The sequence below is a fragment of the Microbacterium sp. B35-04 genome, from assembly GCF_010634885.1.
Classification (GTDB): Bacteria; Actinomycetota; Actinomycetes; order Actinomycetales; family Microbacteriaceae; genus Microbacterium.
Genome location: NZ_MWLP01000035.1, coordinates 15,118 through 27,368 on the forward strand (window position 1 = coordinate 15,118; position 12,251 = coordinate 27,368).

Genomic DNA, 12,251 nt, shown 5'->3' on the forward strand with positions numbered 1-12,251 from the left:
GGCGATGCGGTTCGCGGGACTGGCGGTGGGGACCGCCGTCGTGGCGTCGCTCCTCGGCGGCGGCGTGGTGTCGGCATCGTTCGCCGCCGGTGACGCGGCGGGCGTGTACACCGTCAGCTTCAGATCGATGGAAGGGCTGGATGCCGCGCTCACGGGCATCGCGTCAGAGCCCGACGCCGTCTACGACAGTGTCGTGAGGGGCTTCACGGGATATCTCACGGCCGACGAGGTCGCCCTGCTGCGGGTGTCGCCCACGGTGCGGGGGCTGTCGCCGAACAAGGTGGTGACCGGCGCCGCCCAGACGGTGACGCCGGCGGTGGGGACGGTCGAGGCCGATCTGCCGCCGACCAGCGCCACATCGGCGGGCGTGTGGGACGGCCCCGGACTCGCCATCATCGACTCGGGCGTGAGCGTGCACTCGGACCTCAACGTCGCCCGGCAGATCAACTGCTTCGGCAGCGGCGACGGCACCGACGCGAACGGGCACGGCACGGGTGTCGCCGGCGCTGCGGCGGCGATCAACAACAGCGTGGGGCTGGTCGGCATCGCGCCGGGTGCGCCCATCACGTCGGTGCGCGTGCTCGACAGCAAGATGCAGGGGACGCTGGCGACACTCATGTGCGGCCTCGAGTGGGTGATGGACAACCACGAGCGCTACGACATCGCCGTGATGAACATGAGCATGCAGTTCGGGCAGGCCGACGACGGCAACTGCGGCTACACCAACGGCGACGTCATCCATCAGGCGATCTGCGCGCTCGTCGACGACGGCGTCGTCGTGGTCGCGGCGGCGGGCAACTCGACGCGCGATCTGGCGCAGTACTCGCCCGGCAACTTCGACGAGGTGATCACCGTGACGAACGTCGCCGACTACGACGGCAAGCCGGGCTCGCGTGCGGCGAAGCTGTGCGCCGAGACGTCGGCTCCGGTCGACGACACGATCAACCCGAAGAGCAACTGGGCCGTGAGCGCGGCCGATCGCGCGCACACGATCGCGGCTCCCGGCACGTGCCCGTACACGACGAAGAAGGGCAACCGGTACGGCTACATCGCGTCGGGCACGAGCATGTCGGCGGCCGTGATGTCGGGCGTCGTGCTGACGTGCTTCGCCGAGGGCTCGTGCGAGGGTCGCACGCCGCGGGAGGTGTTCCAGGTCCTCGAGGCGCAGGCGCAGGCGGCCGCGACCACGCGCGGCAAGCGCTTCGCGGGCGACCCGCTCAGCCCGATCTCCGGGCGGTACTCCGGCTGGCTGGCGTCGACGGTGCCCACAGGCACCACCCCGACCCCGACGCCGACGCCGACGCCGACGCCGACGCCGACCCCGACACCGACGCCGACGCCGACGCCGACGCCGACCCCGACGCCGACGCCGACGCCTGACACGCAGGCGCCCACCGCGACGATCACCGCGCCCACGGCAGGCTCGACCGTCTCGGGCACCGTCGCGGTGCGGGTGGTCGCCACCGACAACGTGGCGGTCACCGGGGTGACGCTGTGGTCGGGTACGACGAGGCTCGGCACGCTGGCGAAGCAGACCGACGGCTCGTGGGGCGGCACGCTGTCGTCGCGCAGCTACCCGAACGCGACCTACCCCGTGCACGCAAGGGCGGTGGATGCCGCGGGCAACACCGGGTACAGCCCGACGATCTCGCTGACGCTGCTCAACTGACGGGTGCTTGTGGGTGCGGGGCGTTTCGACTCGCTCGTTCCTCGCTCGCTCAACGACCGGGAATCCCGGTCGTTGAGCGGAGGGCGCTCTGGCGCCCGCAGTCGAAACGGCGTTCCCCGCGGTCGTTGAGCGGAGGGCGCTCTGGCGCCCGCAGTCGAAACGCGTGGAGTGTCCGGGAGTGTTCAGGCCCCGCGGCTCCTCCACGTCGCGCCGCGGCTTCGGCGTATCCACATAGAGCCACCGCCCCGACTCGCAGCCTGCCCACCGCGAGCAGGATGAACCCATGGGGTTCGTCTACATCCTGCGGTGCGCCGACGGCACGTATTACGTCGGAAGCACCATCGACCTCGCCCGGCGCCTCGATGCGCACAACGCCGGCATGGGCTCTGCGTATACGCGGCGTCGGCTGCCGGTGGAGCTCGCGTGGGCGCAGGAGTTCGCGCGCATCGACGAGGCCTTCGCCTGGGAGAAGCGGATTCAAGGATGGAGCCACGGCAAGCGCGAGGCGTTCATGGCCGGCGGCATCGATGCTGTGATCGGTTGGAGCAAGCGCGGCTCGGCACCGCCCTCGCCATAGGAGAGCCCGGCGTTGCTCGTTGGTCAGGCGCGTTTCGACTCGCTCGTTCCTCGCTCGCTCAACGACCGGGAATCCCGGTCGTTGAGCGGAGGGCGCTCCGGCGCCTGCAGTCGAAACGCCTGGACTGTGCGGAAGGGTCAGGCGCGTTTCGACTCGCTCGTTCCTCGCTCGCTCAACGACCGGGGGAGAGGCTGCCCCCGGTCGTTGAGCGGAGGGCGCTCTGGCGCCCGCAGACGAAACGCCTGGAGTGTGCGGAAGGGTCAGGCGCGTTTCGACTCGCTCGTTCCTCGCTCGCTCAACGACCGGGGGAGAGGCTGCCCCCGGTCGTTGAGCGGAGGGCGCTCTGGCGCCCGTAGACGAAACGCCTGGAGTGTGCGGGAGTGTCCGGGGCGTTTCGACTCGCTCGTTCCCCGCTCGCTCAACGAACGGGAGGACGGGCTTGCGCGGATCGTCAGCGGTTCTGCTCGAGCTGCTTCTTCTCGATCTCGGCGTCGAGCACGTCCTCGGGCGTGGCGGCGTCTTCGAGCAGCACGCTCTCGAACGCGTCGGCCCCCGCTGCGGCGACGGGTGCGGCATCCGTCATGTCGCCGTTCTCCGCACCCGTGGCACGGTCCTTCGGCTTGCGCATCTGCTTAACGAAGCCCATGATCTGGGCCGCATCGCGCCGGTAGGCGGGGATCAGCAGCAGGGGCGCCAGCACGAGCGCGCCCGCGGCGCCGCCGACGATGATCTCGAAGATCGGGATGAGGTCGACGGCGCGGGTCGCGGCGAACGCCGAGCCGAAGGCGAGCAGCGCGAACAGTAGCGGGCGCAGCACGGGGAAGACGATGTCGCCGCCGCGCACGAAGGTGCCGCGGATCGCGAACGCGAAGCCGGGGATCAGCAGCAGGGCCGACAGGATGCCGTAGGTCAGGGCGAGCCCGTAGATCCCGCCCCACCAGATCCCGACAAAGAACCCGACGACCACGAGCGGCCGCGCGACGAGGTCGTAGAGCAACTGCTGATGCGAGCGGCCCATGGTGATGAACAGCCAGCCGCGCACCTTGCCGATGCCCTGCGCGATGCCCGCGATGGCGAGGATGCTGAACAGCACGGCGGCCTGCTCCCAGCCGGGGCCGAGCAGGATGGCGAACAGGGGCTCCGACACCGTCGCGAGGATCGCGTAGGTGGGCAGCGTGAGATAGCCGATCACGAGCAGGGCGCCGCGGATGTAGCGGCGGTAGCGGTCGCCGTCGTCCTGCAGCTTGCTGAGCACGGGCAGGGCGACGCGCCCGATCGGCCCGTTCAGCTGCTGCAGCGGCATGAGGAAGAGCGCGTACGCGCGCGAGTACTGACCGAGCACGGCTGGCCCGAGCTGGTGGCCGATGATCACGGTGTCGGCGTTGCGCTCGACGTAGTTGAGCAGCTCGGCGCCGAAGATGCTCCCGCCGCGCGTGACGAGGGGCAGCACGTCGCGGTGGATGCGTGGCCAGCCGGGCCGGGGGCGCATCGCGAGCCACAGCATCACGAGCCGCACGACCAGTCCGGTGCCGACCATGACGATGAGCGCCCAGTACCCCCAGCCGAGCAGACCCGCGGTGATCGCTGCCGCGACACCGCCCACCATCGAGACCACGTCGATGCGGGCCAGCAGCGCGAACTTCAGGTCGCGGGTCGCGCGCGCCTGCAGCGGCATGGTGAGTCCGTTGACGATGAGACTCGGCGCGATCACGAGCGTGATGAGCACGAGCTGGGGCTCGCCATAGAGGGTCGCGATGAAGGGCGCGCACGCCGCGAGGATGCCGCCCATCACCACGCCGAGGCTCAATGCGAGCCAGAAGAGGCTCCGCCAGGCGCGCTCCGAGATCTCGCGCGCCTGGATGATCGCACCGGTGAGGCCGAAGTCGCGGACGAGGTCGATGATTCCCGAGATCGCCGTGACCATCGCGACCAGACCGAAGTCCTCGGGGCTCAAGAGGCGCCCGAGCAGCATGATCGCGGCCATCTGGATGAGGGTCTTGCCCCACATCCCGCCCATGGTCACGACGATGCCGCGCGACGCGCGGTGAGCCAGGTCGGTCATTTCCAGATCGACTTCAGGTACGCGTCGGTGGGGGCGGGCACCAGGGCGTCGAACTGGCCGGCGCCCCATGAATCCATCGAGCTGTCGTAGGTCCAGCGGCCCGACGCGACAGGGTTGCGCGTGGTCGCCTCCGCGTACGAGACCTTGGTGTTCGAGACGCCGCCCCACTTGCTGCGGTACATCGAGCCGAAGATGTACGAGTCCTTGGCGTAGAGCTGGAAGTCCTCGCCGATCCCGTTGAGGGCCTGCGCGAGCTTCGGGGCGTCGGCGTCGGCGGGCTTGGGGTAGCGGGCGCGGATCGCAGTGGCCTGCGACGTGATGATGCTGTGGTCGAGCGTGAGGAATGGCGTGCCCGTGCTCGGGTCGTCGCTGCGCATGCCGCCGATCTGCAGGGCGCAGTTGAGCGAGCCGAAGAAGGTCGTGTCGCGCACGGTGAGCCCCCGGTACCAGCCCGACCCGTACATCTGGATCGTGTCGACGTGGTCGGTGGCGCCGGTGGGGCGGAACACCGGTGCCGAGTAGCATCCGTCCCACACACTGTCGGTGAGCACGCAGTCGGCGCCCGCGGCGTATCCGAGCGGGTCAGAGATGTCGGATTTCGCGTTGCCCATGACGATCTCGTAGGCCCCGCACTCGCGGGTCGTCGCGCCGTACGACGAGGCCATGCTGAGGCCGTCCGACATGGTGGACTGCGCCCAGGCGCTGCGCGTGCAGTTGGTCAGCAGCACGTCGACGCCGTTGATGCGGGCGAACGTGACGCCGTACACCTCGCGCAGGCGCGCCGGCTCAGTGATGATGACGGAGCCCCAGCCGTCGCGGGGCGAGACGAGGACGTTCTTGCTCCACTGCGCGCTGCCCAGCCCCTGCAGCACCGCCTTCGATCCCGACGACGCGCCCAGGCCGGGAAGGGTGCCCGGACGCACCTTGATGTGCACGCCGGCGGCGGCCTTCGATGCGGTGACCGCCAGCAGCGCGGTGCGGATGGCCGCCCACGTGCAGGCGACCTCGACCGTCGTGACGGGGTCGCCGATCCAGGGCGTGTGGGCGGGCCAGTGGGTGCCGTTGGGTCCGAACGAGCGAATCACCGCGGGGCGGGCGGCGCCGACGATGGCTGCGGGCGCAGCGGTCGGAACGGAAGATGCGGAGGCCGAGGGGACGGATGCCGTCGCCGACGGCGACGCCGCGGTCTGGGCGGGTGCGCACATGGCGGTGGCCGCCGCGGGCGCGGCGACGGCGAGCAGTCGTACGAAGGAGCGGCGGCTGAGCGGGTTCGCGGTCATCGTGGGGGCCTTCCGTCAGAGGTGGACAGCTTTCCGGATGACGAGGTGGTCGCGATTGTATGGCGGGAAGGCCACGCGAACAGCAGGTCGAGGGCGGGCAGCACGCGCAGCAGCCGCACCATGACGACGCCCGCGCCGAGCCCGAACGCGCAGCCGACGGCGAGGGCGATCCAGGCGTTCCCGGTGAGGGCGCCGAGCGCGACGCCGGCGCTTGCCGGCCACCAGTGCACGATGTAGTACACCAGCGAGTCGCGCCCGACGGCGCGCAGGGGTCGCAGCATCCGTGCGGATCCGATGCGCCGCGCGATCACGATCGCGATGCCGATGCCGCCGGCGGCGAACGGCGCCGACAGGGCGGTGTACCGCAGGCCGACGCCCACGGCCGCCGCGGCGACGGTGGCGAGGGCGAGCGCGGCGCAGCACCAGATGACCCAGCGGCGCGCGAGGGTGCGCTCGAGGGCACCGACGTGCTGCGAGAACCACACGCCGATCATGAAGAACACCAGCAGCAGGAAGAACCGCCGGGCGCCGAAGTCGGGCACGAGGGCGGCGGCGACGAGCGCGCCGGCGGCGATCCACAGCGGGGGAACCCGGGGTGTGACGAGCGCGACCATATAGAAGAGGAACAGGTCGTACAGGAACCACAGGTGCTCGACCGGGTCGTACAGCGGCAGCAGCAGGTCCCAGCCGGTGACGACGTGCGCGGTGACGCCGCCGACGATCCCTTCACGGATGCCGAACCCGTACAGCAGCGCGAGCGCGATGACCGACCACACGAGGTAGGGGTAAAGCACGCGGCGCACCTTGCCGGTGACGTAGGCGCGCGGGCCGCGGGCGAGTGAGGCGCTGACGAGCAGTCCGGAGAGGAACACCATCAGCGGCATGCGCACGGGGGAGAACACCGTGTTCAGCACCCACGCGACTTCGGGTGCGCCGAGAGGGGAGGAGCTCGCGAAGAGCACGGCGTGGTTGAACACCACGAGGATGATCGACGTCCCGCGGAGGACGTCCATCCATTCGATGCGCGACTTCTCGACCGCTGTCATCAGGTTCGGCGCGCTCAGGTTCTCCTGCGCCGGCTCAGCGCGATTCCGACGGTGATGGCCGCCACGGCGGCGAGGGTCGCGGCGACGGTCCAGCCGACGGCGGCGCCGGTGGCTGCGAGGGCGCCGTCGGCAGCGGTCGACGTGGGGGTCGCGGCCGCCGCCGGCACAGGCGTCGCCGAGGCCGTCGACACAGGTGTCGTCGGGGCGGGAGTCGGCGTCGCCGTCTGGGTGGGTGTCGGCGTCGGCGTCGCCGTCTGGGTGGGCGTGGGAGTCGGAGTCGGAGTCGGAGTCGGCGTGACGGCGCAGCCGATGACGGTGATGAGCGGGCTCGGGTAGGCGATGAGTCCGGTGGTCCACGACGGCTCGGCGTCGTCAGAGGTGGCGTAGCCGTAGGCGATCGCGGACGCGTCGTCGAGGTCGTCGCAGGTGTAGCCGTTGACAGTCGCGTCGTAGTTGCGCACTTCGCCCGGTTCGTAGCGGCTCGGCCCCCACGTGTACACCTCGCCGCCGGGAGCGGTGACGCGTGCGGCGCCCCACGCGGGGACGGACGACAGGTTGCGGGTGTACACCGAGATGTCCACCTCACCCGGCGTCGTGAAGTCGAGCACCACGCTCGCCTCACCGATGACTGCGCTGCTCTCGGCCGACGCTGCGTGGACGGCGGCGAGTGCTCCTCCGCCGAGGCCGAGAGTGATCGCGGCCGCCATGATTGTGACTCGTCTGCCTCTGTACATGTGCTCCCCAAGCCCAAAAGAGAACGCCCGGGCCGTTCCCTTCCGGCTCCGGGCGGCAGTGCCCCATCTAGGTGCCACGCTACGGCGATCTCGCCGACGGGGGGTTACTGTCGCGTTTCGTCTCGGTTAAGCCCGGTGTTCAGGACTTTCGGGTGCCGAGATGTCGCCGTAGTAGTGGCGCACGGACTCGCGCGAGTCGATGACGAGGAGCGCGTAGAGCGTGACGGCCGCTGTGGCGGCGACCGCGGCGAGCGCGATGGCGACGGTGGCGATGACTCGGATCACGGTGGGGACGAGGCTCCGGGACGAATGGGCGAGGTGGGAGTGCCCATCAAGCTTAGGCTCCCGGCGGGCGGTTCCGCGGTGGCGAGAAACGGATGCCATTTCGTCGTACGAACGGAATGATGCCGCCGTTGGCACGGGGCTGTCGCCGAAGTGTGGGGGCAAAGACCATGGGGGCCTGGAGGTTGGCGCTACGCTCACTCCATAGCCGGCGAAGAAGCCGGCGCATTCTGGGGAATGGGCATTCAGTGGGAATGAGTGATGAACACGTGGCGCGCGCCGTTTGCGTCACCGACGCTCGCGATGCTCGCTGTCACGCGTGCGGGCACACCGCTGAAGGGCATCGAACACCTCCGCTCCTTCGGCTGCGCGTCGAATGCGCCAGCTACTGGCGGGACGACGAGTTCGTAGGTGTCCAGGAGTGTAGGTGTCGGGAAGCGATCCACACGTCGGTGATTCATGAGCGATTCGAGGATCGTCCCGAAGTCGACGAGTGCTGACTGCCTCCGTGTGACATGGGGTCCCTCCAGGCGACTGGTTCAGAATGAGTCGCGGCGTTTCGAAGAACCCCGAGCCACTCCCTTCGTTGGCATCACGAAGAGCCAGTTCACGGGGGGCCAGAGGCTTATCAGCCAACAAACCGCGAAACCAGCCCCGACTCCGGCAATCAAGCCCGCGCCGAGTGTCAGCCACTGACTGTCAAATCGAGATGAGACCTGCACCGCCACACTTGTGGGATACCAGTGCACTAAGTAAAAGATCAGACTGTCGCGGCCGATGAACCGGACTGCCGTCAGTGATCGGGCCGAAGCGATCCTCCGAGCAAGGGCAATCGCGAGGATGATGCCTGCGGCGGCAACGGACGCAGACGCCAGCGTGTACCGCAAGTTCGCTCCCGCGAGCGCAGTCAATACGTTTGCCACACTGATCACGGCGGCAGCGAGCAACATCCATCGCGCGGAGACGGCGCGTTCCAGTCGCGTGGGTCGCCGCGAGACCCAAGCCCCCACCATGAAGAACGCCATCAGGATGAAGAAGCGACGGAAGTTCTCATCGGGGATCACACCGCAGGCGACCAGACTTGGGAAAATCACCCACCAGGGAGAGATGCGCCGTGTAAACAGCGCGATGAGGTAGTACGCGAGGAGGTAGTAAAGGAACCAGAGATGCGCGAGCGGATCGATGAAGATCCGAAGAATGTTGCTCAGATTGAATGACACTTCGTCGCGGGCGTCCGTGGCGAATCCTTGGACGAGCACGATCACGGACCAGGCCACGTATGGGTATGCAATGCGCTCGACCTTGCCTGACATGAACCTTTGGCGGCCCTTTGCCAACGATGGGGCGACCATGAGGCCCGACAAGAACACCAGCATCGGCATTCTGATCGGAGCGAGTATGTCATTCAGGATGACCGCGGCCTCAGGTGAGCCGATGCCATCACGGGCGAAGAGGATGCTGTGGTTCAAAACCACTAAAAAAATCGAAATCCCCCGAAGGAGATCCATCCATTCCATGCGCGCCCGGGGTTGAATCGCCAATGCGCTGACCTCTCTTCGGCTAACCCTGCAAACCTAATTGAGTTCCATCGGCTTCCAAGCACCAGGTCTTGGCCAGCGAGAGCATCAGGGTCTGTCGGGCGCGACTCCACACACTCACATCCATGACGCAGTGCGAAGAGCCACCGGGGCGGTGGGCGTGAGTAACTTGCGCTAGTCAGCTTGCCGGTGCGCATTCGGCGGACTCGTGACGCCGGCCGAATGGATCCATTTCCAGCTGAGTGCGTTCTTACATCGGAGTCGTATTACGCGCCAGAGAGCTGTCGTGCCTTCGCGGTAACGCCCGGCCGCTAAGGTCGGCGGGGTGCCTGACATTGCCAACGCAGTCCGCGCCCCGCACCGAATCACGAGTCTTGACGGGCTGCGCGGTGTCGCAGCGCTCGTCGTCGTCCTCAACCACGTACTCGTCACGTCGCCGATCCTTGCAACGGTCGCCAACGACACTGGACGCGCCGCCGATGGCTCTCTTGAATGGTGGATCTCCTACACTCCAGTCCACCTGCTTTGGGGTGGCACGGAAGCCGTCTTCATCTTCTTCATACTGAGCGGGTACGTCCTCACTGGGCCTGCCCTGAGGGCAAGTGCCTCCTGGTTGGTGTACTACCCCAAGCGATTGCTTCGCCTATACCTCCCGGTATGGGGGTCGCTGGTGGTCGCTGGCCTGTCGGCGCTCATCATCGTTCGAGGACCCGTAGACGGTGCCAGCTGGTGGGTGAATGCGCACGGTCCCCTCGACATCCCGTCAGCGCTGATGAGTGGGCTGCTTCTCTGGAAGATCGACTTCCTCAACAATCCCCTTTGGTCGCTGATGTGGGAGATGTGGTTCTCCCTCCTACTGCCCCTGTACGTCTGGATTGGCCGGTGGGCATCGAACCGCGTCTGGCGCACGATAGCTCTGCTGAGTCTCCTTGCTGCCGTCATGGCGAGCGGGTCAATAGTGGATTCGAACGCGCTCCGCTATCTCCCGATGTTCATGTTCGGAGTGCTGATGTACTTCTACCGCGGCGAAATCCAGGACATCGGGGCCCGCATGGGGGCGCGGCACGCTTGGTTGTTTTGGGTGTCGCTGGTTGTAGCCGTGCTAAGTCTCACCTCGTATTGGATGGCCCAGGCGCATACAGCGGTGCCCGGTTTGATCGTGTCCGCAGGGCGCTCGACTCAGGTGGTCGGTGCCTGCCTATTCGTCCTGCTCGCGCTTACGTGGCCAGCCGCTCAACGGCTACTCGACACACGCCCGCTCAACTGGCTCGGAAGGCGCTCGTTCAGCCTGTACCTCACGCACGATGCCGTCGTGATCTCCACGGTGTTGCTGCTCGGCGGGAACCCGCCATGGGCCCTGACTCTGCTGGTCGTGGTCCCGATCGCATTGCTCGCAGCAGAGCTCTTCTTCCGGCTCGTCGAAAGCCCTAGCCACCGCTTCTCACAGATGGTCGGAGGATCGGTCCAACGAGCTGTCGATCGGCGGCGTTCTCGATCGTTGACGAGGAGTTCGGTCGAAGCTCAATGACGCGATCCGCCGCGCGGACCGCAACCAGCATCATGCGTTCGATAGTGGGGCGAGCGCGGGGCTGTCTGGTGACCCGGTACGATCTGCGCATGGGCGAAGAGATTCCGGCGCACCACGTTGCCCGCTGGCTTCAGTCGAAGAACAACCAGCCGCCCCTAATCACGCGCGGGCTTATCGGCCTAGTGGTCGTCGCGACTATCATTGGGATGCTCTGGATCTTCTCCGCATCTGCATGGCAAGCGTTCGACCTGTGGGTCTCGAGCTAGATGACAGACAATCCGTTCGCGCTCGGCCTGGTGGCGATTGTCGCCCTGTACCTCGCGCTCGGTCTACGTAGGCACCCGCGAGCTGCGATCGTAGTCTGGCTCGCCTGCACGATATTGGTGCCGGTGTGGCTTCAAGTCGACGTCGGCGCGAGCCTGCAACCGCTGAGCATGCTCGCCGTGTGTCTCGTTCCGAGCATCCTGTACCACTGGCGGGGGAAGGTTCGGGCGGGCGACTGGTTGATGGTGGGCTTCGCGTTCGCCGCCACCGTCGCGTGGCTGCTGTTCGACGCGCCGCAGTTCGCATGGATGGCGGTTCTCACCCAGTGGGGAGCCGCTTACCTCGTTGGCCGCTCGCTAGGGCCTGCTGCCGGTGCCGACTGGGTTACGAAGGCGATGGCGATCGCCGGAACGGTCGTCGGTGCGTGGGCGGTGCTCGAGTTGATGTTCGGCTTGCACATCTTCGAGTACTTCGCCGTCGCGATGGACACGGCCGGCTGGCACAATATCCAGATTCGTGGGGCGTACGCGCGGAGCGAGGGCGCGTTCGGCCACTCGATCGCCATGGGCGGGTTCCTCGCGTTGTGCGTGCCTTTCGTCATCGCGTCGCGCGTCTCGGCATTCACGAGGGTTGCGATGCTCGCGATCGTGCTGGGAGGCGCGTTCGCGACGTTCAGCCGCGGGGCGATCATCGGCGCAGTCGCCGCGGTTGCGATCAGCCTGATCTTCCTGCCGAATGTCGATATCGCACGCCGCACGCGGGCGACGCTCGTCACCCTGTCGATCATCGCGACCGTGGCCGTCGTGCCACTCGCGTTGAACGTGCTCGACTCCGTGAGCTCCGACTTCACGGTGTCCACCTCGTACCGCGAAGACCTCGCGGTGTCGTTCGTCCCCGACCTGCACGCGTTTGGACTCGGCGACGGGGTCCAGTTCCTCAACGACCGCCAGTTCTACCGGCAGTTCACGTCGATCGACAACGCGTATGCGCTAATGGGGCTTCAACTCGGGTGGGTCCCGTTGGCGTTCCTGCTCGTTGGGGTCGTCAGCGTCGGTATCCGCTTGCTGCGTCGCCGCGGCGGGCCGGCCGATGCCGCTCTCGCGGCCCAGGCGATCGTCCTCTTCACAGTCGCGCTCATCACGCAGTACGGGTTTGCGGTGTTCCTCGTCGCTGGCTTCGCGGTGGGGTTCGGTCGAACGACCACCGCGAAGCCAGACCCGGCTGCTCCCCTGCCTTTGGCTCTGCCGCGCGAAGCAGTCCGTCCTCGTTGA

The 12,251-nt window shown here is 67.6% G+C and carries 11 protein-coding genes; 5 read left to right on the forward strand and 6 right to left on the reverse strand.

The genetic code is table 11. The annotated features are described in order from the left end of the window. The first annotated feature begins 4 nt into the window (after positions 1–4). Complete coding sequence (locus tag B1729_RS09890; RefSeq protein ID WP_163632483.1) at positions 5–1,669, forward strand: S8 family serine peptidase; 1,665 nt, start codon at positions 5–7, stop codon at positions 1,667–1,669. A 283-nt stretch (positions 1,670–1,952) separates the two neighbouring features. After that, positions 1,953–2,246, forward strand: coding sequence for a GIY-YIG nuclease family protein (locus B1729_RS09895; protein WP_163632485.1), 294 nt, complete (start codon positions 1,953–1,955; stop codon positions 2,244–2,246). A gap of 451 nt (positions 2,247–2,697) precedes the next feature. On the opposite strand, the gene B1729_RS09900 is transcribed toward B1729_RS09895, so the two are convergent. The 6 genes from B1729_RS09900 to B1729_RS09925 all read right to left on the reverse strand — a co-directional run bounded on the left by B1729_RS09900 (position 2,698) and on the right by B1729_RS09925 (position 9,158). After that, complete coding sequence (locus B1729_RS09900; RefSeq protein WP_163632487.1) at positions 2,698–4,308, reverse strand: lipopolysaccharide biosynthesis protein; 1,611 nt, start codon at positions 4,306–4,308, stop codon at positions 2,698–2,700. After that, the gene (locus B1729_RS09905) at positions 4,305–5,588 is read right to left on the reverse strand and encodes a hypothetical protein (RefSeq protein ID WP_163617000.1); all 1,284 of its coding nucleotides are present in this window, start codon (positions 5,586–5,588) and stop codon (positions 4,305–4,307) included. The genes B1729_RS09900 and B1729_RS09905 overlap by 4 nt, the downstream gene beginning before the upstream one ends. After that, positions 5,585–6,634, reverse strand: a complete 1,050-nt coding sequence (locus B1729_RS09910) for an acyltransferase (RefSeq protein WP_163632489.1) — start codon at positions 6,632–6,634, stop codon at positions 5,585–5,587. The genes B1729_RS09905 and B1729_RS09910 overlap by 4 nt, the downstream gene beginning before the upstream one ends. A gap of 14 nt (positions 6,635–6,648) precedes the next feature. Next, positions 6,649–7,341, reverse strand: coding sequence for a hypothetical protein (locus B1729_RS20605; protein WP_204318901.1), 693 nt, complete (start codon positions 7,339–7,341; stop codon positions 6,649–6,651). 153 nt (positions 7,342–7,494) lie between these two features. After that, entirely contained in the window at positions 7,495–7,653 is a 159-nt protein-coding gene (locus tag B1729_RS09920; RefSeq protein ID WP_163632491.1) for a hypothetical protein, read from the reverse strand. A gap of 536 nt (positions 7,654–8,189) precedes the next feature. Next, a complete protein-coding gene (locus B1729_RS09925; RefSeq protein WP_163632493.1) occupies positions 8,190–9,158 on the reverse strand; it encodes an acyltransferase in 969 nt (322 codons plus the stop codon). A 355-nt stretch (positions 9,159–9,513) separates the two neighbouring features. On the opposite strand from B1729_RS09925, the gene B1729_RS09930 reads away from it, so the two are divergent. The 3 genes from B1729_RS09930 to B1729_RS09940 all read left to right on the forward strand — a co-directional run bounded on the left by B1729_RS09930 (position 9,514) and on the right by B1729_RS09940 (position 12,251). Next, a complete protein-coding gene (locus tag B1729_RS09930; RefSeq protein WP_163632495.1) occupies positions 9,514–10,716 on the forward strand; it encodes an acyltransferase in 1,203 nt (400 codons plus the stop codon). 89 nt (positions 10,717–10,805) lie between these two features. Continuing rightward, a complete protein-coding gene (locus tag B1729_RS09935; RefSeq protein ID WP_163632496.1) occupies positions 10,806–10,982 on the forward strand; it encodes a hypothetical protein in 177 nt (58 codons plus the stop codon). A 123-nt stretch (positions 10,983–11,105) separates the two neighbouring features. Beyond that, a complete protein-coding gene (locus tag B1729_RS09940) occupies positions 11,106–12,251 on the forward strand; it encodes a hypothetical protein (RefSeq protein WP_163632498.1) in 1,146 nt (381 codons plus the stop codon).